The sequence below is a fragment of the Rhizobium sp. Root1212 genome, assembly GCF_001424985.1.
Taxonomy (GTDB): Bacteria; Pseudomonadota; Alphaproteobacteria; order Rhizobiales; family Rhizobiaceae; genus Pararhizobium.
Genome location: NZ_LMDA01000007.1, coordinates 62,050 through 84,484, shown reverse-complemented (window position 1 = coordinate 84,484; position 22,435 = coordinate 62,050). Strand labels below are relative to the sequence as shown.

21 protein-coding genes are annotated in these 22,435 nt (G+C 60.4%); 10 read left to right on the top strand and 11 right to left on the bottom strand.

The features are described 5' to 3' along the window. The first annotated feature begins 165 nt into the window (after window positions 1–165). From ASC86_RS10250 to ASC86_RS10215, 8 genes are all read left to right on the top strand, one after another. On the top strand, window positions 166–768 hold the full coding sequence (locus ASC86_RS10250; protein ID WP_056320090.1) for an ANTAR domain-containing response regulator: 603 nt from the start codon (window positions 166–168) through the stop codon (window positions 766–768). Then, complete coding sequence (locus ASC86_RS10245; protein ID WP_056320088.1) at window positions 765–1,979, top strand: CmpA/NrtA family ABC transporter substrate-binding protein; 1,215 nt, start codon at window positions 765–767, stop codon at window positions 1,977–1,979. The genes ASC86_RS10250 and ASC86_RS10245 overlap by 4 nt, the downstream gene beginning before the upstream one ends. A gap of 311 nt (window positions 1,980–2,290) precedes the next feature. Continuing rightward, on the top strand, window positions 2,291–3,544 hold the full coding sequence (locus ASC86_RS10240) for a nitrate/nitrite transporter (RefSeq protein ID WP_056320085.1): 1,254 nt from the start codon (window positions 2,291–2,293) through the stop codon (window positions 3,542–3,544). A gap of 14 nt (window positions 3,545–3,558) precedes the next feature. Then, entirely contained in the window at window positions 3,559–6,009 is a 2,451-nt protein-coding gene (nirB, locus tag ASC86_RS10235) for a nitrite reductase large subunit NirB (protein WP_056320083.1), read from the top strand. A 28-nt stretch (window positions 6,010–6,037) separates the two neighbouring features. Beyond that, a complete protein-coding gene (gene nirD, locus ASC86_RS10230) occupies window positions 6,038–6,367 on the top strand; it encodes a nitrite reductase small subunit NirD (RefSeq protein WP_056320080.1) in 330 nt (109 codons plus the stop codon). Window positions 6,368–6,582: 215 nt separating this feature from the next. After that, entirely contained in the window at window positions 6,583–9,237 is a 2,655-nt protein-coding gene (locus ASC86_RS10225; RefSeq protein WP_156386985.1) for a nitrate reductase, read from the top strand. After that, window positions 9,209–10,693, top strand: a complete 1,485-nt coding sequence (gene cysG, locus ASC86_RS10220; protein ID WP_056320077.1) for a siroheme synthase CysG — start codon at window positions 9,209–9,211, stop codon at window positions 10,691–10,693. Before ASC86_RS10225 ends, cysG begins: the two co-directional genes overlap by 29 nt. Then, on the top strand, window positions 10,693–10,998 hold the full coding sequence (locus ASC86_RS10215) for a hypothetical protein (RefSeq protein WP_056320074.1): 306 nt from the start codon (window positions 10,693–10,695) through the stop codon (window positions 10,996–10,998). Before cysG ends, ASC86_RS10215 begins: the two co-directional genes overlap by 1 nt. A 648-nt stretch (window positions 10,999–11,646) precedes the next feature. Here ASC86_RS10215 and ASC86_RS10210 read toward each other — a convergent pair. The 4 genes from ASC86_RS10210 to ASC86_RS10195 all read right to left on the bottom strand — a co-directional run bounded on the left by ASC86_RS10210 (window position 11,647) and on the right by ASC86_RS10195 (window position 13,209). Next, entirely contained in the window at window positions 11,647–11,859 is a 213-nt protein-coding gene (locus tag ASC86_RS10210) for a hypothetical protein (protein WP_056320071.1), read from the bottom strand. Beyond that, window positions 11,849–12,655, bottom strand: a complete 807-nt coding sequence (gene xth, locus ASC86_RS10205; RefSeq protein ID WP_056320069.1) for an exodeoxyribonuclease III — start codon at window positions 12,653–12,655, stop codon at window positions 11,849–11,851. Before xth ends, ASC86_RS10210 begins: the two co-directional genes overlap by 11 nt. Continuing rightward, the gene (locus ASC86_RS10200) at window positions 12,652–12,831 is read right to left on the bottom strand and encodes a hypothetical protein (RefSeq protein ID WP_056320065.1); all 180 of its coding nucleotides are present in this window, start codon (window positions 12,829–12,831) and stop codon (window positions 12,652–12,654) included. Before ASC86_RS10200 ends, xth begins: the two co-directional genes overlap by 4 nt. A 156-nt stretch (window positions 12,832–12,987) precedes the next feature. Continuing rightward, window positions 12,988–13,209: a hypothetical protein gene (locus tag ASC86_RS10195; protein ID WP_056320064.1), complete on the bottom strand. Its 222-nt coding sequence runs from the start codon at window positions 13,207–13,209 to the stop codon at window positions 12,988–12,990. A 172-nt stretch (window positions 13,210–13,381) separates the two neighbouring features. Between ASC86_RS10195 and ASC86_RS25065 the strand changes: the two genes are divergently transcribed. Both ASC86_RS25065 and ASC86_RS10190 read left to right on the top strand, forming a co-directional pair. Then, window positions 13,382–13,711 (top strand): hypothetical protein, encoded by a 330-nt coding sequence (locus tag ASC86_RS25065; RefSeq protein ID WP_082510036.1) that lies wholly within the window; start codon window positions 13,382–13,384, stop codon window positions 13,709–13,711. 94 nt (window positions 13,712–13,805) lie between these two features. Continuing rightward, window positions 13,806–14,435, top strand: coding sequence for a hypothetical protein (locus ASC86_RS10190; RefSeq protein ID WP_056320062.1), 630 nt, complete (start codon window positions 13,806–13,808; stop codon window positions 14,433–14,435). An 80-nt stretch (window positions 14,436–14,515) separates the two neighbouring features. On the opposite strand, the gene ASC86_RS10185 is transcribed toward ASC86_RS10190, so the two are convergent. The 7 genes from ASC86_RS10185 to ASC86_RS25060 all read right to left on the bottom strand — a co-directional run bounded on the left by ASC86_RS10185 (window position 14,516) and on the right by ASC86_RS25060 (window position 22,286). Next, window positions 14,516–15,160, bottom strand: coding sequence for an SOS response-associated peptidase family protein (locus ASC86_RS10185; protein WP_056320059.1), 645 nt, complete (start codon window positions 15,158–15,160; stop codon window positions 14,516–14,518). Between the two features lie 28 nt (window positions 15,161–15,188). After that, on the bottom strand, window positions 15,189–15,842 hold the full coding sequence (locus ASC86_RS10180; protein ID WP_056320054.1) for an SOS response-associated peptidase family protein: 654 nt from the start codon (window positions 15,840–15,842) through the stop codon (window positions 15,189–15,191). 6 nt (window positions 15,843–15,848) lie between these two features. After that, window positions 15,849–16,163 (bottom strand): hypothetical protein, encoded by a 315-nt coding sequence (locus tag ASC86_RS10175; RefSeq protein WP_056320051.1) that lies wholly within the window; start codon window positions 16,161–16,163, stop codon window positions 15,849–15,851. Next, window positions 16,160–19,420 carry an error-prone DNA polymerase gene (locus ASC86_RS10170; RefSeq protein ID WP_056320047.1) on the bottom strand — a complete coding sequence of 1,087 codons (3,261 nt, stop codon included), beginning with the start codon at window positions 19,418–19,420 and terminating at the stop codon, window positions 16,160–16,162. The genes ASC86_RS10175 and ASC86_RS10170 overlap by 4 nt, the downstream gene beginning before the upstream one ends. Beyond that, window positions 19,417–20,931 carry a DNA polymerase Y family protein gene (locus tag ASC86_RS10165; protein WP_200943798.1) on the bottom strand — a complete coding sequence of 505 codons (1,515 nt, stop codon included), beginning with the start codon at window positions 20,929–20,931 and terminating at the stop codon, window positions 19,417–19,419. The genes ASC86_RS10170 and ASC86_RS10165 overlap by 4 nt, the downstream gene beginning before the upstream one ends. Continuing rightward, window positions 20,849–21,607, bottom strand: coding sequence for an ImuA family protein (locus tag ASC86_RS10160; RefSeq protein ID WP_056320041.1), 759 nt, complete (start codon window positions 21,605–21,607; stop codon window positions 20,849–20,851). Before ASC86_RS10160 ends, ASC86_RS10165 begins: the two co-directional genes overlap by 83 nt. A 319-nt stretch (window positions 21,608–21,926) precedes the next feature. Then, entirely contained in the window at window positions 21,927–22,286 is a 360-nt protein-coding gene (locus ASC86_RS25060) for a BA14K family protein (RefSeq protein WP_244477577.1), read from the bottom strand. Window positions 22,287–22,435: the final 149 nt, after the last annotated feature.

Genomic DNA, 22,435 nt, shown 5'->3' with positions numbered 1-22,435 from the left:
GACGAAAGCTGACGAGATCGCAAGCGTTAACTTTTGATGCATGCGACCCAAAGACAGAAAGGCGGACTAGGTTTTCTGCTTGATTTCCCGGATAGGTTCGGTCATGTGCGGCTTGGGGGTTTCGTGTGCCGTTGGCGGCATCGCGCCGAAACTGTTGTTGGTGTTATGAAATCAAGTAGCCTCACCGTACTGGTCATAGATGAAAACCGCATTCGCGCGTCGATCATCGAGGAAGGCCTGCGTGAAGGCGGCTATGATCAGGTGAGGATCATCGACGACATGCACGGGCTGGCGCGGCGCATTGCCGAAATCAACCCGGATGTCATCGTCATCGATCTCGAAAATCCAAACCGTGACATGCTTGAAAGCTTCTTTCAGATTTCCCGTGCTATTCAGCGGCCAATCGCCATGTTTGTCGATAAGTCCGACGAGGCTTCCATCGAGGCGGCTGTGGATGCGGGCGTCTCCGCCTATATTGTCGACGGGCTGAAGCAGGAGCGGGTGCGGCCGATTCTGAAGATGGCGATAAGCCGTTTCAACGCCTTCTCCCGTCTTTCCCGCGAGTTGGATGAAACCCGCGGCGAGCTGGAAAACCGCAAGATCATCGATCGTGCCAAGGGCCTGCTGATGCGTTCGCGCGGGCTGTCGGAAGAGGCGGCCTATGCCTTGCTGCGCAAGGCGGCCATGAACCAGAACCGCAAGATCGTCGAGATCGCCCAAAGCCTCGTCACGGCCGCAAGCCTGCTCGATCCGGGAGCAAGCGAATGACATACGAGATTACAGCGGGTTTCGTGCCGTTGCTCGATAGCGCTATTCTGGTCGCCGCCAGGGAAAAGGGATTTGCGGAGAAGAACAGCATCGCGCTATCGCTGGTGCGCGAACGCTCCTGGGCCTCGATCCGCGACCGGCTGGCGGTCAGCCATTTCAATGTCGCCCATATTCTGGGGCCGATGCCGATTGCCTTCAATCTGGGCCTTGATCCTCTTTCCCCGAAAATGATCGTACCGATGGCATTGGGGCTCGGCGGCAATGCAGTGACTGTTTCGGCAAAGCTCTGGCGGGCGATGGCAGGGCAGGGGGCAATGGCAAACCTCGATGCGTACAACAATGGGCAAGCGCTACGCGGGGTTATTGCCGCCAAACCCTCCGATCCACCTCGCTTCGGTGTCGTCCATCCCTATTCAGGGCATAACTACGAGCTGCGCTACTGGCTGGCGGCAAGCGGTATCGATCCCGACCGCGATATCGAAATCCTCGTTCTGCCGCCGCCGGATATGGGCGATGCGCTTGCCGAAGGCCTGATCGATGGCTATTGCGCCGGCGAACCTTGGAATACCTATGGGGTCCTGAATCGCGGAGCGCATCTCGCGACCACCAAGGCCGCGATCTGGAAATCCAGCCCGGAAAAGGTGCTTGGTGTCAATGCAGGCTGGGCAGAAGCGCATCCAGAGGCACTTTCGGCATTGATTGTCGCGCTTGAGGAAGCGTCGCGCTGGTGCGGGCGAGCCGAAAATCATGCGGAATTGGCGGATATTCTTTCAAGGCCAGCCTATGTCGGGCGTGACAGCGCGCTTCTGCTGCCAGCGTTGACCGGTCTTCTGCCCGTCGGCGGCGGCGATATCCGCGCTGTCCAGGATTTCTTCGTGCCCCAGGCCAAGGCCGCCACCTTCCCGTGGAAGAGCCATGCGCTCTGGTTCTACACGCAGATGGTGCGCTGGGGGCAGATCGAGCATTCCCTGTCGCATCAGCAGATCGCGGCGGAGACCTATCGACCGGATCTCTATCGAAACGTTTTGAAAGCGCAGGGCGTCGTCATGCCTTCGGCGAGCGCGAAGGTGGAAGGGGCACTGACGGTAGAGACACCCGTCGGCTCCTCCGGCACATTAAGCCTTGGCCCTGACGGCTTCTTCGATGGCGGGCTTTTCGATCCGGATGCGGTGGGTGACTATATCGCAGCGCAAGCGAAGCATTTAGCGTGAGCCTATTTTATGCGCAGTGCACAAAATTTGATGCCTATCCTGCGCGTTTGCGATGACCCGATCAGCGGCATCCTGATCCAAAACCTTCCAAGTATTTGAAAAATTTGATGTCAGAAAAACTGGCACGCCTCTTGCTTTGTAAATAGCAGGCCTTCGGGTCACGATATCGGCGTCCAACGAAGGGCGCCTCCAGCAAAGCCGCTGATCAGGAAAAGCGCACGCATCCGCGTGTCTGCACACCTGACCAGCGGCTTTTTGTTTTTCAACCCCGAGATTGGAGCGGCACGACCTTGTCGGGCCTCGGAGAAACTATGTCTGAAAACACCAAAGCCATCTCCCCGGGAGAACCTGCCAAAGCCCTGTGGATGTCCACACTGGCCTTCACCATCTGTTTTGCCGTCTGGACGATCTTTGCGATCATCGGCATCCGCATCAAGCAGGATCTGGGCCTGAGCGAGGCCGAATTCGGCCTGCTGATCGGCACGCCGATCCTGTCGGGCTCGCTGGTACGCATCGTGCTTGGCATCTGGACCGGCCGTTACGGTGGCCGTATTGTCTATACGCTCACCATGCTTGCCGCCGCCCTTTCCACGTTCCTGCTCTCCTACGCCACGACCTTCCCGCAGATGCTACTCGCCGGTCTCGGCGTCGGCCTTGCGGGTGGCTCCTTTGCCGTGGGCGTTGCCTATGTCTCGCCGTTCTTTTCGGCGCAGAAGCAGGGCACGGCGCTCGGCATCTTCGGCGCCGGCAATGTCGGCGCGGCCGTCACCAAGTTTCTTGCCCCCTTGGTGCTGCTGGCCTGGGGTTGGCAGGCCGTTGCCCAGATCTGGGCGCTCGGCCTCATTGTCATGGCCGTGGTCTTCTGGTTTACCACCACCGATGATCCGTCGTTCAAAGCACGGCGCGAGCGTGGCGCCGCACCGCGCAGCCTCGTCCAGGAATTCGCGCCGCTCAAGAATGTGCAGGTCTGGCGCTTCTCGCTCTATTATTTCTTTGCCTTTGGCGGCTTTGTTGCGCTCGCCCTGTGGCTGCCGCGTTATCTCGTCGGCGTCTATGGCTTCGACATCGCCCATGCCGGCATGATCGCCGCAGCATACTCGATCCCCGGCAGCATTTTTCGCGCCTTCGGCGGCATGCTTTCGGATCGCAAGGGTGCCCGCACTGTCATGTACTGGGTTCTCGCCGTCTCGGCGCTTGCAACCCTCATCCTGTCGCTTCCGGCCGCAACAGCGGGTGCCGGCTTCGGCATCACGCCCGCCGTGTTTATCGTGGTGATCTTCGTGCTGGGCTTCTTCATGAGCCTCGGCAAGGCCGCCGTCTACAAGCATATCCCGGCCTACTATCCCGATAGCATCGGCGCTGTCGGCGGTGTCGTCGGCATGGTCGGCGGCCTCGGCGGCTTCATCCTGCCGATCGCCTTCGGGTTCCTGAAGGATATGACCGGCCTTTGGTCGAGCTGCTTCCTGCTGCTCTTTGCCGTCGTCGCCGCGTCGATGATCTGGATGCACCTGTCGATCCGCAAGATCGAGCGCAATGCGCTCTCCATCTCGGCCGTCGCCGCCTGAACCGGGGAAAATCCATGACAGAAAAACTCGTCATCATCGGCAATGGCATGGCGCCGGGGCGCATGCTGGAGCACCTGCTCGACAAAGCGCCTGACCAGTATCAGGTCACCATTTTCAACGCCGAGCCGCGCGTCAATTACGACCGCATCATGCTCTCGCCGGTTCTCTCCGGCGAGAAGGAATTCGAAGAGATCGTCATCCATGGTGACGGCTGGTACATCAAACACGGCATCACTCTCTATAAGGGCCACAGGATCGTTGCGATCGACCGCATCGCCAAGACCGTGACGTCCGATCATGGCGTCACCGAGAGCTACGACAAGCTGGTGATCGCCACCGGCTCCATGCCTTTCATTATCCCGGTTCCGGGCAACGACATGCGCGGCGTCATCACCTATCGCGATCTGGACGACGTGCAGGCCATGCTGCTCGCCGCCCAGTCCCGCGAAAAGGCCGTTGTCATCGGTGGCGGCCTGCTCGGTCTCGAAGCCGCCGCCGGCCTTGCCGGCCGCGGCATGGACGTGACCGTGCTGCACGTCATGCCGACCCTGATGGATCGGCAGCTCGATCCCGCCGCTGGCTACCTTCTCCAGAAGGAACTGGAAGGCCGCGGCATCCAGATCATCTGCAAGGCCAACACCAAGGCGATCATCGGCGATGGCAAGGTCGAGGGCATCGAGCTTGACGACGGCCGCATCATCCCGGCGACGCTGGTGGTGATGGCGGTCGGTATCCGCCCGAGCGTCGGTCTTGCCAAGGAAGCCGGCCTTGCCGTCAACCGCGGCATCGTCGTCGATGACGGCATGCAGACGTCGGATGGCAACATCTGGGCGCTCGGCGAATGCGCCGAAGTCGGCGGCATGGTCTATGGCCTCGTCGCGCCGCTCTACGAGATGGCCCGCATTGCCGCCTCCCATCTGGCGGGCGACCGTTCGCCGGCTTTCGTGCATTCCGATACGCCGACCAAGCTGAAGGTCACGGGTATCGAGCTGTTCTCGCTCGGCGATTTCGCCGATGGAGACGACCGCGAGGAGATCGTGCTGCGCGATGCCTCGGCCGGCGTCTACAAGCGCGTCGTGCTGAAGGAAAACCGCATCATCGGCACCGTTCTTTATGGTGAGACCGCCGATGGCGCCTGGTTTAACGACCTGAAGAAGAAGGCGACCGATATCTCCGACATGCGCGAGACGCTGATCTTCGGGCAGGCCTATCAGGGAGGGTCGCCGCTGGACCCTATGGCGGCCGTTGCAGCCTTGCCGGATGACGCGGAAATCTGTGGCTGCAACGGCGTCTGCAAGGGCAAGATCACCTCGACCATCACTTCCAAGGGTCTGACGTCGCTGGATGACGTGCGCGCCCACACCAAGGCATCCGCCTCCTGCGGCTCCTGCACGGGGCTTGTCGAGAAGCTGATGACGATCACGCTCGGCGACAGCTACAACCCCGCCGCCGTCCAGCCGATGTGCACCTGCACCGAGCTTGGCCATGACGACGTGCGCCGCCTGATCAAGGCGAAGGAGCTGAAGACCATTCCGGCCGTGATGCAGGAACTGGAGTGGAAAACCTCCTGCGGCTGTGCCAAATGCCGCCCGGCGCTCAACTACTACCTCGTCTGCGACTGGCCGGATGAATATGCCGACGATTACCAGTCGCGCTTTATCAACGAGCGTGTGCACGCCAACATCCAGAAGGACGGCACCTATTCCGTCGTGCCGCGCATGTGGGGCGGCGTCACCAACTCGGGCGAGTTGCGTGCCATCGCCGATGTCGTCGACAAGTTCGAGATCCCGCTGGTGAAGGTCACCGGCGGCCAGCGCATCGACCTGCTCGGCATCGAGAAGGAAGACCTGCCAGCCGTCTGGGCCGATCTCGGCAAGGCCGGCTTCATCTCCGGTCAGGCTTATGCCAAGGGCCTGCGCACAGTGAAGACCTGTGTCGGTTCCGACTGGTGCCGCTTCGGCACGCAGGATTCGACAGGGCTCGGCATCCGCATCGAGAAATTCATGTGGGGTTCGTGGACGCCGGCCAAGCTGAAGATGGCGGTTTCCGGCTGTCCGCGAAACTGCGCGGAAGCGACCTGCAAGGATATCGGCGTCATCTGCGTCGACAGTGGTTTCGAGATCCATTTCGCCGGCGCCGCCGGCCTCGACATCAAGGGCACCGAGGTTCTCGGTCTCGTGAAGAGCGAGGACGAGGCGCTGGAGCATATCGTGGCGTTGACCCAGATGTACCGCGAGCAGGCCCGCTATCTCGAGCGCATCTACAAATGGGCAAAGCGCATCGGCCTTGAGGAAATCCGCCGCCAGATCATGGGCGATGCCGACAAGCGCAAGGCCTACTACGACCGCTTCGTCTTCAGCCAGCAATTCGCCCAGGTCGATCCGTGGTCGGAGCGTGTCTCCGGCAAGGACAAGCACGAGTTCCGGCCGATGGCATCCGTCGGCTTCAGCCAGGCCGCCGAGTGAGTTGAGTGATCTGGGAAAGGAAAGAGACATGAACTGGCATCCCATCGGCAACATCGCCGACATTCCGCTCCGGGGCGCGCGCTGCGTGAAGACGCCGCAAGGCAAGATCGGCGTTTTCCGCACGGCGGAAAACGAGGTCTTCGCCATCGAGGACCACTGCCCGCACAAGGGCGGACCACTGACGCAGGGCATCGTTCACGGCAAGGCCGTGACCTGCCCGCTGCACAACTGGGTGATTTCGCTCGAAACCGGCAAGGCGCTGGGGGCGGACGAAGGCGAAGTTCGCACCATCCCTCTTCGCAACGAGGACGGCGAACTCTTCATCGCGCTGGAAAGCCTGATGATGGCGGCGGAGTAACGGCATGACGTGGATCGTGCAGGAAGCTGCGGCAATCTCCCTCTTCTCCCCAGCGGGGAGAAGGTGGCGCGTAGCGTCGGATGAGGGGGCGGCAGGTTTTGAGCTCCTGGCCAAGGCCCCCTCATCTGCCCAGCGGGCATCTTGTCCACGCTGGGGAGAAGAGGGAGATCGTCGCTTCTGCATCACGAAAACACTGCTTGTATCGGGAGCCGGATATCATGGCTGAAACGAAAACCACCTGTCCCTATTGCGGTGTCGGCTGCGGGGTGATCGCCAAGGTCGATGAGGATGGCAAGGTTTCGGTGAAGGGTGATCCCGATCACCCCGCCAATTTCGGCCGCCTCTGCTCCAAGGGATCGGCGCTGGCGGAGACCATCGATCTCGACGGCCGCCTGCTGGAGCCGGAGATCGACGGCAAGCCGGCAGAGTGGAACGAGGCACTCGATCTCGTCGCCGCGCGTTTCTCCGCAGCGATCGCAGCACATGGCCCGGATTCCGTCGCCTTCTATGTCTCCGGCCAGCTTCTGACCGAGGACTACTACATCGCCAACAAGCTGATGAAGGGCTATATTGGCTCCGCCAATATCGACACGAATTCAAGGCTTTGCATGTCGTCTTCGGTGGCGGGCCACAAGCGGTCCTTCGGCGCCGATACGGTGCCGGGCACCTATGAAGACCTTGAGCTTGCCGATCTCGTCATCCTTACCGGCTCGAACCTCGCCTGGTGCCACCCGGTCATCTACCAGCGCCTTGCCGCTGCAAAAGCTGCCCGGCCGGGCATGAAGGTGGTGGTGATCGATCCGCGCCGGACGATGACGGCCGATTTCGCCGACCTGCATCTGGCGATCCGCCCGGATGGCGATATCGCCTTGTTCAACGGCCTGCTCGCCCATCTCGCCAAGACGAGCGCCATCGACGAAAACTATGTGGCCGCCCACACCAACGGCTTTGCCGATGCCTTTGCCGCTGCGGGCACCTTGCGTTTTCCCGAATTGATGGAACGCACCGGGCTCGGCGCCAGCGAACTGCGTCAGTTTTTCAGCCTGTTCGAACGAACCGAGCGGGTCGTCACCTGCTACAGTCAGGGCGTCAACCAGTCCTCGTCCGGCACCGACAAGGTCAATGCCATCATCAACTGTCATCTGGCGACCGGCCGCATCGGACGTCCGGGCATGGGGCCGTTTTCGCTGACCGGCCAGCCAAACGCCATGGGCGGCCGCGAGGTCGGTGGTCTCGCCAATATGCTGGCGGCCCATATGGCGATCGAAAACCCTGAAGATCGCGACCGCGTGCAGCGCTTCTGGCAGTCGCCGGCCATCGCGGATCATGCCGGGCTGAAGGCCGTCGACATGTTCCGCGCCGTTGCCGACGGGCGCATCAAGGCACTCTGGATCATGGCGACCAATCCGGTCGTCTCGATGCCGGATGCGGATGCCGTCGAGGCGGCTATTGCCGCCTGTCCCTTCGTCGTCGTCTCGGATGTGCTGAAGACGACGGATACCGCCCGCCACGCCCATGTGCTGCTGCCTTCACTCGGCTGGGGCGAAAAGGATGGCGCGGTGACCAATTCGGAGCGCCGCATCTCTCGCCAGCGTCCCTTCTTGGCCGCGCCCGGAAAGGCGAAGGCCGACTGGTGGCAGCTTTGCGAAGTTGCTGATCGCATGGGCTTTGCCGGTTTCGACTACTCCGCGCCTTCGAAGATTTTTGCCGAGCACGCAGCCCTTTCCGCTTTTGAAAACAAGGGCGATCGCGACTTCGATATCGGCGCCTATGCCGGTGTCGAGAATGCCGCCTATCAGGCGATGACGCCGTTCCAATGGCCGCAGCCGGCGGGAAAAGGTTGCGACACGACCCGGTTTTTCTCAAACGGCGGCTTCTATCACCCCGACAGACGGGCGCGCTTCATCGCCGTCTATCCGCCGGAAACGGACCGCACGACAACGGATTTCCCCTTCACGCTCAACACTGGCCGTATCCGCGACCAGTGGCACACGATGACGAGGACGGGAAAAAGCGCCCGGCTTTCGGCCCATATCGCCGAGCCCTTTGCCGAAATCCATCCCCGCGATGCACAGACCATCGGCGTCCGTAGCGCCGGGCTGGTCGAGATCGAAAGCCCCCACGGCAAAAGCTTGGCTCGAGCCCTGATCACCGAGCGGCAGGCCCGCGGCAGTATCTTCGTTCCGATGCACTGGAACGACCAGTTTGCCACTAAAGCTCGCATCGATGCCGTCGTGCCGCCCCTTACCGATCCCGTGTCAGGCCAGCCAGCCTCCAAGAACGTTGCTATTTCAGCCCAACCCTTCGCCGCCGCCCTCTATGGTTTCGCCGTGTCCGCCGCAAAGCCGGTGCAGCCGCAAGCAGACTACTGGGCTTTGGCCAAGGCGGATGGCGGATGGCGGATCGAGTTTGCTTTTGCCGAAGTGCCTGCCGACTGGACCGCATGGTGCCGCGCCACCTTCGGCATTGATGGACATGTCGAGCCTTTGGGCTATGCCGATCACCAGACCGGAGACCTCCGGCTTGCCTTCTTCGATGGCGACAGGCTGCTCGCCGCGCTGTTTCTGGCGCGCGAGCCGGTGGCCGTTGCCCGCACTTGGGCGGTTTCGCAGCTCACAGTCGAACACGGCAACCTGCGCAAGCGCTTCACGCTTGTCGCCGGGCGTCCCGGTGCCGGTCGTCCCGATCCCGGCGCCACCGTCTGCTCATGTTTCGGCGTCGGCGTCAACCAGATCGTCGCCGCCGTGCGCGGTGGCTGCCACAGCGTCGAGGCTGTCGGCAGGCAACTCAATGCCGGAACCAATTGCGGCTCCTGCCGCGCGGAAATCAGGGGGATCATCGATGGATGTCTTGCAGCAGCCGCGGAATGAAGCACCCGCCCGTATGGAGGCCATGGCAAAGCTGCCGGTCTTCTGGGCATTGGAGAACAAGCGGTGCGTCATCGTCGGCGGCTCAGATGCAGCGGCGTGGAAAGCGGAATTGCTCGCCTCCTGCGGCGCCCATGTCGAGGTTTTTGCAGAAACACTCAGCGAGACCTTCGAGGCCCTGCTCGCCCGCCCAGTGGTCCATGCTTCCGCCAAGCTGACCCACAGACCGGAACTCTGGAACAAACAAGCTCTTGCAGGCGCAACGCTCGTAATCGGTGATTTTGAGGAGCAAGACGAGGCCGAGGTTTTCTTCATGACAGCCCACGCTGCGGGCGTGCCGGTCAATGTCATCGACAAGCCGGCCTATTGCCAGTTCCAGTTCGGCTCCATCGTCAACCGCTCGCCGGCGATCATCGCGATCTCGACGGATGGTGCGGCCCCCATCCTTGCGCAGGCCATCCGCCGCTGGATCGAGACGCTTCTGCCGCGCAGCCTGAAGGCATGGGCGGCCCTAGCCCGGTCCGTCCGCGAAAGCGTCAATCTCTGGCTGGAGCCAGGCCCGCAACGCCGCGCCTTCTGGGAAAAATTCGTCGATCGCGCCTTCACCAAGGCCGAAACGCCCGACGAGGCCACGGCGGTCGAACTGATCCGCGAGGCGGAAACGCTCTCCACCACCACCGACCGTGGCCGCGTGACGCTTGTCGGCGCGGGGCCGGGCGATGCCGAGCTTCTGACATTGAAGGCTATGCGCGCCTTGCAGGCGGCCGATGTTATCCTGTTCGACGATCTGGTCTCCGACGATGTGCTGGAACTTGCTCGCCGCGAAGCCAAGCGCATGCTGGTCGGCAAGCGCGGCGATCGCGAAAGCTGCAAGCAGGAGGATATCAACGCGATGATGGTGAGGCTCGCCAAGGCGGGCAAGCGCGTGGTGCGGCTGAAATCCGGCGATCCGATGGTTTTCGGGCGGGCCGGCGAGGAAATCGCCCATCTGCAGGCGGAAGGCATCCCCGTCGATGTCATTCCCGGCATAACAGCGGCAAGTGCCATGGCTTCGCGCCTCGGCATTTCGCTCACGCACCGCGACCACGCCCAGTCCGTGCGCTTCACGACAGGCCATTCCCGCCACAGTGAGCTGCCGGCCGACATCGACTGGCGCTCTATGGCGGATCCACGCACGACGAACATCTTCTATATGGGCGGCCGCACTGCACCGCTGATTGCCGAGCAACTGATGGCGGAAGGCCTTAAAGCCGAAACGCCGGCCGTTATCGTCAGCGAGATCAGTCGGGCCACGGAGCGGCAGTGGCACGGCACGCTTTTCACCATTGCAGAAGGTATCGCGGAGATCGGCTACGAAAGCCCCGTGCTGATCGCGATCGGCGACGTATTTGCTAAACGTCTTTCTCGTGGAAACGATGCGGAAGAGAATATTCCCATGACAGGGAAGGGGCGCTGGTGATGTCCATCGCTCCCGTATTTTTGATTTTGACAATCGCTCTGAGCTGGGTGCGGTTCACCAGGATTTTTCACTCTGCCACGCCGAGCGCTGTGGCGGTGTCGCCGGAGACAATGATCGCCAGCGCCCTCAATATTTCCGCTATTGGACTGGTTTGCGCCAACCACGGCCTCTGGACCGGCATACTTTTAATCTCGCTTGGCACGCTCCTGGCAAAGGTTCTTCCGGCGCATCCATCTCCGCTAATGACGGCTTTCGCATCCACTAGTTTCGGCGTTTATCTTCAACTGTTATCGACATCAGTCTGACCCGTAATTCGCACCGAGTGATTCGTTTCGAAGCTGGGGCTGGTCCTGTTGTACACGCACAGGCAGACACAACACCCGCCTCCTCTTCGGTGGATTTGGGTATGTTTGCCGATAAGAAATCTATGACCGGCTCTCCCCAATCATCCTTCGTGATTTGAACCTGATCTGGATCCTTCAAGGCGAAGACAACAGCAGAGTACCTTGCGAAGCCGACTACCGTTCACGCCTAAAGGCGACTTTGCCGTCGATCGAACATAGGAGCATCGTTGCCCGTGCCTGAAGGCGGACGTTTTCGTACAAGCCGGGTCGCGTCGCCCGCAGCGACACGTGATGGGCGGCTTCAGTTGTTGCGCCTGGTTTATCCACTGATCGAGATAACTTCAATAAGCGCTTGTCTGGTTGACTAAACTGGGACAACCGAAAACACCTTATGTCCTGTCGGACCACAGGATGACCCCATCTCTGAGCCCGACGGTTCGGCACTGGCACGAACATCCACAAGTTCCATAAATATGGTTATGCGATATGTTATACCATAATAATAGGCCGTATAATTTAAGCAGACCATTTATGAAAAGGTAACCTACCGCCCGTCGACAACCCGGAGCGGAATATCGTGAGAACCCCTCTAAGCAGCCCGAAAGAGTTTTAAGATGCACCGGGCCAATCGTTGGCAGGCTCCTCAGCCGTTTTGATGTCGTCTTCTGACGGATCCGGATCACGTTCCATGGCGGCGCGCAGACGAGCAAGTTCGTCTTTAACCACTGCAAAAACTTCCACCTGTATTGCGCCTGTTACCACGGCTTTGTCGATCAGTGCCTCCAGACCCAGCCTGACCTCAGCGCGCCAGTCATCTTCCATTTTTTCGTCTCCTTTTGATTGCCTTGTCGGAAAGCTCGATCCATGTCGGCGCATGGTCGCTCGTGTGGTCCCAACCTCGAACGTCTTTGTCCACCTCGGCCTTGACGAGGCGCGCGGCGACATCCGGGCTGAGCAAAAAGTGATCGAGCCTGAGACCAGCATTCCTGCCGAAAGCGTTCCTGAAATAATCCCAAAAGGTGTAGATCCGCTCGCTGGGATGAAGTGCCCTGATGGCATCTGTCCATCCCTGGCCTAACAGTTGCTTGTAAGCTTCGCGGACCTCAACGCGAAACAGCGCATCGTCGATCCAGCGTTCAGGCTTGTAGACGTCGAGCTCCGTCGGCATGACATTGTAGTCGCCGGCAAGGATGACGGGCACATCAAGCTCAAGAAGTTCCGCAGCATATATCGCAAGGCGTTCAAACCAAGCGAGCTTGTAGTCGAACTTCGGGCCGGGATAGGGATTGCCGTTGGGCAGATACAGGCAGCCGATCACCATGCCCTCGATCGCCGCTTCGATGTATCGGCTTTGGGTGTCGTCGGGATCGCCCGGCAAGCCCTTGCGGGTAAGTAGCGGCTCATTTCCTCTTGCCAGGATCGCGACACCGTTCCAGCTTTTCTGCCCGTGCCAGATGGCGCCGTACCCGGCGGCTTCAATCGCCTTGGCTGGAAATTTGGCGTTCGGGGCTTTCAGCTCCTGAAGACAGACGATATCGGGGGATGCCTCTTCGAGCCATTGCAGTAGGACTGCGAGACGACCGTTGACCCCGTTGACGTTGTAGGTGGCGATTTTCACCTTGACTTATGGTCGCCCTTATCGCCTTCGCCAGGCTTGGCATCGGTTTTCGCCTCGTGCCGCTTGTCTGCCGACAGCGAGCGACCGACATCGACAGACTCCTTGAACCTGCCGTCCTCATCACGGCGCACATAGCGTTTATCGGTTCCGGTATCGATCAGTTCGCGCTTGGACATGGCAGCCTCCGTTGGTTCCTGTTCTCGAAACGCGCGAAAAGGCAAAAAGTTACAGATGGATGGCGATTGGCCGTGAAGCTGCGCGTACAGACTTATCAGATGAAAAATGGGGGATCATTCTCAGGTCGAAATCTCGAACCGGCCATCTGCGTCGCCTCAGTTGGGCTTGAGAAGTGGCACATCTTCGATTTCGCGTTCGTCTTCCATTGCGGAGATGCGATTTTTCGCTGCATCCATGATTGCTGTCAGGAATTCGACCCGCTGCCAACCGAGTGTGTGGGCTTCCTCCATCAGGAGCTGAATAGCGTAGTCCACGGTTTGATCGAGTTCGACCTTCCGTTCCCCGCTTCCTGGCTCGGCTGTCGGTGGATCGATCATTGGCTACTCCTTGAGTTAAGGACGCGGCGGACGGGTTGGGCGCTCGCCTGGCGTTTCGTTGCCCGCAGCGAGAAATCGGAAAAACCGCTGCGTCCACCATCCCCGTCATGTCCGATTGACACACCGCGACCTCGCGTTTGAAACCAATGTTGTGTCTGAAAGTTCCTGTCCAATGACGAGAAAGCCAGACGATCAACACAAATATCTGGACACGCCCGATGGCCGATACTTTGTTGTGCGGGGACGCCTGTGGCGGAAAAGCAATCCAGCATTGAGCGAAGACGAGCGGGACAGACTGGTGAAAGACCTGATGTCTGCACGACGGACTGTCCGCGACACGCAAGTGGGTAGCGCTGCTAGAGCGGAAGCACGCAGCCAAGTTGATCTGGCCAAAATCGGCCTTGGCGAACGCGGTCCGGCCTGGTGGAATGATGGCCAGCCGGACTACAACCGGCACATGGCGAAAAACACCCCGTATGCACGTTGGTTCGCAAGCCTTTGAACGGTCACATAATTGCGTCTTGCGGCCACCTTTGTCCGTTCGCGACGGCCTGCATTAGATTGACTTGGCGCGGCGCGGGACCCATCTACCTGACATGCCAAGACAAGAGAAGAATGACATCGAACTCCTGAGGACCTGGCCCCTTGCGCCCGCAGCCACGCTTGGATCTTCCGTGCGTGCAAAAGGCATTCTCTTGGAAATGCGGGCGCGCCTTCCGAAGTCTTTGCGAAAGTCGCTCGTTCTCGAAGCCGGTGAGCTCGTCCTGGCAATGCCTGCCACTGCAAAGACGGAATTTAACGCAGCAGCTGGCATTGTCTCTGCCGGCATGAAGGATATCGAAAGCCTGCCTGTCATCCCTCGTGAGATACAGGATATTCTCACGATCAAGCCAGGCGAGAGACACCGCTGGCTCGCGGACGGTCGGCTTCCCAGTGCTGGTACGCGCACGGTCCGGTTGGCAGGTCGCGCGAGGCAGATCACGTTTCACGTCTTTGATCCTCGCGTGGTGGAGGACTTGCTCGATCGGGGTGCGGTTGACGAATGGCGGGAAGACGACCTTGTGGCGGCGGCTGAAAACCGACGGCGGGCCGCTTACAAGGCGAAATTAACGCGCTCGCTGAAGAAGGGAGCGAATACCCCAACACCTGCAAAGAAAGGGTTGGGCGAGGACAGCACGAAACTGACCGGTTGGGAGGAATTTGGACGCGACGGCTTTTTGCGGTGATTGTCCGTCATACGTGGAGGGGTCCTTCCTGAAACGTTGGCGGTATGCGGGCAATAGCCGATAGGCACAGATCGTCCGGTTTAGAGAAGCAACGGCGTTTCCGCACCCACCTTTTTCTTGGCCCAGAGTTCGTCAGTGCGGTCCATGACGATGAGTTCCGGTGGAAAAATCCGTTTCTGAAACGCGTAGGCTTCGTCGAAACTTCCACGGAGCCATTGATCGTATTCACGCAACTGAAGCAGGACCGGCATCCGGTTGTGGACGGGCTGGATCGCTTCGTTCGCATCGGTCATCACGCCGCTGTAGACAGGCCCCCATTCATCGCTGACCCGCCACAAGCCCGCCCAGGCGAAGATCGGTTCATCCCGATGGGAAAACCACGTTCGGGTCATTTTCCCCTTTTCGCCTTCAGCTTCTGCGAAATGGGTGACCGGAATCAGACACCGCCATTGCGGTTTGCGCGCCAGCCCGATCCACATGCCCTTTGCCAGGTCGGCGATGTTGTTCACGGGCTTGGGCTTTGCCTCCGGCTTCATAGTCTTCAGCCGCAAAGGGAAGCCCCACGTCATCGACCTCAGCTCACGTACGCCGTCGTTCTCGGTTACGACCATGCCCGGTGTCCCAGGATAAACCTCGTCGGCCGCGTTGGATGCGGTCGGGTTCGGCACGCCGAAATACGCGGCGACTTCTGCGGCTGTCTTGCGAAGGGTATACAGGTTGCACATGCGGTTTCCTCGGATTGGCGCGGATCGATTACAACATAGAGCGGTTTGAGCGGCGTAGAATAGCTGTTCCCGGCGGGCTGCCGCTTTGCCAGCGGTCTCGTGTTTCCAGAACATCGAAGTCTTCGGCGGGCAAAGGCTCGCGGAACTGGAACTTGATGACGTCCTGAATGTCACCGGTCAGCCAGTGTTCGTACTCGTTGGGCCTCAAAAGGACAGGCATGCGGTCGTTCAGCGGTCGTACCTTCTCGTTCGCCTCGCCTGTCATGCCCGCGAACACAGCTCCGAACTCTGGCGTATTTCTGCAAAAACCGGCCCAGGCGACGAGCGGCTGTCGATGAAGGCTGAACCAGGTTCTCGTCTTTCCGCCTTTCGGGCCGTCAGGATTGGCAAAATGCGTCAGCGGGATCAGGCATCGATAACGTGGATCGACGACCGTCTGCTCCCACATGGCATTGGTCAGATCGGCGACAAGGCCAAGCCGGGTCGGCGGACCATCGCGTGACTTGCGCGGGAAACCCCACGGAACAGACTTGAGGACGCGCACGCCATTCTTCTTGAAGACGACGAGGCCCGGCATTCCCTCGATCGTCTCGCTCGGCACGTCCGTTGCCGATTGAACGTCGACCGCGAATTCCGAGACGACCTCCTCAATACTCCTGGTGATGGCGAACAGACGGGACATCTGTGACTAACCTCTGACGATGAGGCGACGAAGCCGGCCGATCTCCGCGGCCAGCATCAACATGCCGGCGCTGACGATGACGGCAACGGTATCGCTGTGGCCGGCCGTCTCGGCCAGTGTGGGCATATCCACCATGAAGGCAGGCTCCAGGGGAATGATCTCTCCGCGAACCAGGAGTTGCGCCCGCTCGTTGGTGGCGGCCTCGATACCTTGTTCGATCAGCCGGCGCCGTTCTTTGAGCGTGACACCATGGATCGTGTTGGCCGCGGTCTCAAGCGTCGTGACGATATCCGTCGATACGTTTGCTTGCACGCCGCTCAATGGAAATTCCTCGATTTCACCCGCAAGGTATCAATATGGAGATCGGGAATATAGATGTCCCTTGTCTGGACCGCAGGCTTCGGGGTGTCGCGCGGGTCCGGGCCGCCGCCACTTTTGACCTGGTCGCCGCGGCCGTGCGGGAGCACGAATGCGCTGTCCCGATCGCCAAGGCTCGACAGATCGCTTGAGAAGTCGAACAGCTTCTGGGCAACCAGATGGACAACTTCGCCTTCTCGCTGAATCTTGCCGTGAATACCCATCATCGACGCTGTCATCAGCACCCTTCGCTGCTTTTCGAACAGCGAAGGCCAGACGACTGCGTTGACGATGCCGGTTTCGTCTTCCAGCGTCAGGAACATCACGCCTTTGGCTGATCCCGGCCTTTGCCGCACAAGAACAAGGCCAGCCGTCCAGAGCCATCTGCCGTCGCGCTCACTCATCGCTTGCGCACAGGTCACAATGCGTTTGGCTTGAAGGTCCTTGCGGAGAAACGACATCGGATGAGCGCGCAGGGTTAGCCCGGTATTGGTGTAGTCCTCGATGACCTCTCGTCCCTCCGTCATGGACTTCAGTGTCACATCTGGTTCCTGCAGTTCGGCGACGGTTTTTGCTTCGCGCGCGGCAGCCGCCGCCCACAGCTCCAGCGGTTCGTCGCGCAGCGCCTTGATGTCCCAGAGCGCTTCGCGCCGTTCAAGACCCAGCGACGGCAGGAAGGCGTCTGCCTTGGCCAACTTGACCAGAGAGGCCGTCGGCACGCTAGAGCGACGCCACATGTCGTCGGCACTCTCAAACGGCTGCTCTGCCCGCGCCAACACCAACCGCGCGACGTCGTTAATCGGAACCCCTTTGACAACCCGCATCCCAAGACGCACGGCGAAACGGTCCGTAATTCCGATGCGCTCGAGAGTGCAGTCCCAGCGGGACGCGTTGACGCAGACAGGACGGACCTCGACCCCGTGCTGGCGGGCGTCGGTGACGATCTGCGCCACGGAATAAAACCCCATCGGCTGGCTGTTGATCAGCGCCGCACAGAAGATATCGGGATGATGGCATTTCATCCAGGACGAGGCATATGCGATCAAAGCGAACGACGCCGCATGGCTTTCGGGAAAGCCGTACGAACCAAAGCCTTCCAGCTGTGTGAAGGTCCTCTCGGCGAACTCGGGTGTGTATCCATTCTTCACCATGCCGCTGACCAGCTTGTCCTTGAACTTCGAGACACCGCCCGTGAACTTGAAAGTCGCCATGGCGCGCCGCAGCTGATCGGCCTCGCCGGCAGAAAACCCGGCGCAGACCATCGCCACCTTCATGGCGCTCTCCTGAAACAACGGAACGCCCAGGGTTTTCCCCAACACGGCCTCCAGTTCCGGCGTCGGATATTCGACCTTCTCCTTGCCTTCGCGGCGGCGCAGATAGGGATGAACCATGTCGCCCTGGATCGGACCGGGCCTGACGATCGCCACCTGGACCACAAGATCGTAGAACTCGCGTGGCTTCAGTCGTGGCAGCATGGCCATTTGCGCCCGGCTTTCGATCTGGAAGGTGCCAAGTGTATCGGCGCGACGGATCATGGCGTAGGTTCTGGCATCCCCTTGTGGGATATCGGCAAGGCCCTTTGGATCGTTTTTATAAGAGGCCAGCATCTCGAAGGATCGCGCCATGCACGACAACATGCCCAGCGCAAGGACATCGACCTTCATGAACTTCAGCGCCTCAATGTCGTCCTTGTCCCATTCGACAACCTGGCGATCCTTCATCGACGCCGGCTCGATCGGCACCAGGTCGTCCAGGCGGTCCTGCGTCAGCACGAAACCTCCGGGATGCTGGCCGAGATGCCTCGGTGCGCCCATCAGCTGACCCGCGAGGTCCAGCGCCAGGCGCAGTCGGTAATCCGACGTGTTCATGTTGTTTTCTTTGAGCTGTTTTTCGCCGACCCCGTCTTTCGACCATCCCCAGATCCCCGACGACAGTTGACCGATGAGGTCTTCGGGCAGGCCGAGCGCCTTGCCGACATCACGCAGAGCGCCCTTGGCGCGATAGCGTGTCACTGTCGAACAGAGGGCAGACCGGCTACGCCCGTAGGTTTCGTAGATCCACTGGATGACCTCCTCGCGCCTGTTGTGCTCGAAGTCCACGTCGATGTCAGGTGGTTCGTTCCGCTCCATCGACACGAAGCGTTCGAAGAGCAGGTCCGAGGTTTCCGGATTGATACTGGTGATCCCAAGACAATAGCAGACGGCCGAGTTGGCGGCGCTTCCGCGCCCTTGGCATAGAATGCCCTTTGACCGGGCGTACCGGACGATGGAGTAGACCGTCAGAAAATACGGCGCGTATCGCATGACCCGGATCAGCTCGAGCTCATGCAAGATGGCTTTGCGGACCTTTTCCGGAAGACCTTCGGGATATCGCTCGGTTGCGCCTTCCCAGGCGAACTTGGCCAGTGACTGCTGGGCATCGAGCCCCGGAACGATCGCTTCCTCGGGGTACTGGTACTGCAGTTCACTCATATCGAACTTGCAGCGCTCCACGACCTCGCGCGTCCTTGCCAGCGCCTCCGGATACTCGGAAAACAGGCGATGCATTTCCTCGGGGTCTTTCAGGAAGCGGTCGGCATGGCGCTCGCGGTCGAAACCGACGCTGTCGATGGTCGTGCGGTTTCGGATGCAGGTGACGATATCCTGCAGCTGACGGCGGCCGGGATCGTGAAACAGCACGTTGTTGGTGACAACGGTCTTCACACCATGCCTGAGAGCCAGGTGAGAAAGGTTGTGAAGACGGAGCCTGTCGTTCGGGCGGCGGCGCAGACACAGGCTGACATAGGCCCTGTCGCCGAAGATCGCAGCGATTTTGCGCAGCTGCCCGGCATAGACGTCATCCGCCTCGTCTGGCACGAGGACTGCGATCAGGCCCTCGCTATAAGCTTCGACGTCTTCAAGCTGGAGGATACATTTTCCCTTGCCGCCCCGGCTTTTGCCAAGAGACAGCAGGCGCGTCAGCCGTGAATAGGCAGCGCGCTCAGTCGGGTAGACAAGGATCGCCATGCCGTCGGCGAGGTCGAGGCGACAGCCGACAACCAGGCGAACGTCCGTGGCTTTTGCCGCCTCCCAGGCGCGCACGATCCCGGCCAAAGAGTTGCGATCGACAATGCCAAGAGCGTCGATGCCCATGGCGGCGGCGGTGGCAAACAATTCCTCCGCGCTCGACGCTCCCCGAAGAAAGCTGAAATGCGTCGTCACCTGGAGTTCGGCGTATCTCATCCGAAAATCCCGTGCAGAAACCACCGGTGCGATCCGGTGCTTAAATCCACGCCGTCGCCTGCGCGATAGACCCAGAGGCGCTCGCCCTGCTCGTCCTCGACAACGAAGTAATCGCGCACTGCCTCCATCTCGCGTGGACGCAACCACCACTCGCCGAAGATGCGCTCGGGTCCATCCGCCCGGACGATGCTGCGGCGTTTTCCCCGCCATGTCACCACCACGGGCGGCTGGTCCGGCAGCACGGCCAAGGTCTCGATCTGCTCGGGATGGGCGAACAGCCGTGACGGCCGGGGCCATTTGACGGCCCAGTCGGCTCCCGTTTCATCCGCGACTGGCGATATGCGTCTGACTGAGCGTTCCGGAACGTCAGAGGCCACCGGTGTCAGACGGTACAGTCGTTGGCCGCGATTGCCCAGAACGTCAATGAGCGGTGTGACATCGACCACCTCTTCTTCGATCAGCGACGACGTAACCTGCCGCTCTTCCAGCGGCTCGACCATGACAGCGACAAGGATCATCTTCTCGATGCCGAAGCCGGGATCGATCTTCTCGATCTGGTCGCAGAGCAGCTTTGTCAGGCGTCGCGGGTCGCGAACAGGCTTTTGAAGGCCGGCGCGTACCGACTGCCGTGTGTTGTCCACCCGATGAATGACGAGGTCGGATCGCCGGACGCCAAGACCGCGCTCCTCAAGCTTGGCGCTCAGCTGGATGACGAGCTTGCCGATATATTTCGCGATCGTGTCCGCCGCGCCGATCGGCTCCTGAAAATTGCGCGAGACTTCGACCAGCTCCGGCGTACGAAGCGGCTCTATCGGCTCCGCCACCCTACCGAAGATCTGGTCCAGACGCCGCCCAACCTCCAGCCCGAAGCGTAGGGTGAGCGGCGCGCGCGGCATGGCCGACAACTCGCCCACGGTTTCCACACCGAGAACCCGCAGGCCATGGATCGTGTCGGGCGGTAGGCGTAGGCATTGGATCGGCAATCCCACGACGGCCTTCGAGACACCGCCAATTGGAACAATCGTCGTTTCCGCAGACACAAGCCTGGTAATTGCGTGTGAAGCACCCCAGGTGTCTGACACCGCGGCCCGGACGGTCAGGCCTTTTCCACGAAGCAAATTGACAAGGCCCGTGATCATCAATGTCTCGCCGCCTCGAAGATGGTCGGCACCTTCCGTATCCATCACGAGACCGTCCGTGCCATCGACCGCGACGACCGGGCTATACTGTTTGAGCGCCCAGAGCGTTAGCCGCTCGAGAGCCGCGGCATCTGCGGCCGGATCTGCATCGATCATGGTAAGACCAGCGATGACGGCCTGCGCCTTGCTGGCCGCCATGCCGATACGAAGGCCGAGTTTCCGTGCGGCAGGATCCGCAGCCGATACCCATCGCTTCGATCCGGATTTCGAGATAACGACGATCGGCTGGTCAGATGGCACGACTCCCTCTCCATGCTTGCGTATCCGATCCGTCGCCAGATACGGGAAATAGGCACACACGACCCTTGGCATCACAGGCTCCCAGTTCGAACTCGGCACACTCGCCTGCTTTCACGCGCATCAACTCGGCCAGCCATCGCGCCCGTCCGACGCCGACAGTTGGCAAAGGCTCCGATGGGAGAACGCTGATGCGCCACCGTGTCGTTGACGCTGAGGGGTTTCCGAAGTCGGAGGCCTCGGACTGCCGCCGCCACCTTCTGACGATCAACCCCATCGTCCCGGTTTTCTCAGCAGCGAGCTGGAGGCGGCGCGACTGTGTCATCGGCAGCCTGACCAGCTCCCCCACCACAGCCGCAAGACCGCCAAAGGACAGTCCCTCTTCCATCGATGCCAGGACATCCTCTTCCCGGTCGGCTTCGCAGTAGATCACGCGGTCAGGATGCAAGCCTGCCTGCGACAGTGCAGGACCAAACAGATCGGGACGGGTCAGACACCAAAGGACCTTGCCTTTCGCCCTCGCGGCAATCCCTCCCGCAAAAAGAGCGGCCGCTGCTCCGTCCACGGTCCCGGCGCCGCCGCCGGCGATCTCGTGGATCGCACCAAAGGAAAGGCCGCCGCCCGGAAGACGGTCGTCCATTTCGGGAATACCGAATGGCAGAACGACCGCTTTTCTGGAGGCAGCTCCTTCCAGATGCGCGATCCTCTGCCTGAGATCATCGATGACCCGAGTATAATAGGCGCGCGGCATCGTTCACAGGCCTCCTCGGCTCGCGTTGGGTGGGGCTTCATGTCCCCGAAAACAGTTGACGTTCCCGTTCTGTTCCGATCAAGCAGAAGAGTCAAGGCGGCGAGATTCGGGTTTTTTGTCATCGCAAAAAGCCAATGGGCGGAAAATCGAAATGAATCAGGAATCTAAGCGTCTCGATGGGGCCGCTGGTGCGGTGGACTTTTCAAAAGGCTGCGGAGACTTGGCCGGAAATTTACGGATTGGGCGGAAGGCGGCGAAGCCACCAGTTCCAAACGCTGATACCGTGTATTCGCCCGGTGTAGTATTTCACCTCGGCAATTTAATACGGCGAACGACAGGCAACACGTTGACCGGAGGGACTGGCGTAGGAGTTGTCTGTCGCGTGATAGGTCCGATAGCGTGTTGCACACCAGCGGATGTGAAGGATGTCTTCGGGCGACAGTATCGACGTATCAGCTTGCACCGAATGAGCAGGAGCGCCGGCGAAGGCCACAACACCGTCGGCGCCGGAAGCAGGAGCGTTACCTTCCATGATGTGAAATGCGCTTGCAGGCGTCACTGTTGATCCCAGCATCAGACCGGCCAAGACAAGTGAGGCGAAGGGCTTTAGTTTCCGAGGCATGGTAGATCCGATCATCCATCTGACCTGAAAACGAAAGCGTTCCGGAATTTGTTCCAAGATCTCCCCGTGGCACCCACAGCGGTCTGACAGTCTATAGCCAAAGATCATCACCAGCCGTGAAACGTGATCCTCCATACGACGAAGGGGCAGTGACACTTTGAAATACTTAATTTGAACTGCTGGCGATCAAGCCTATCGTCAGGCTG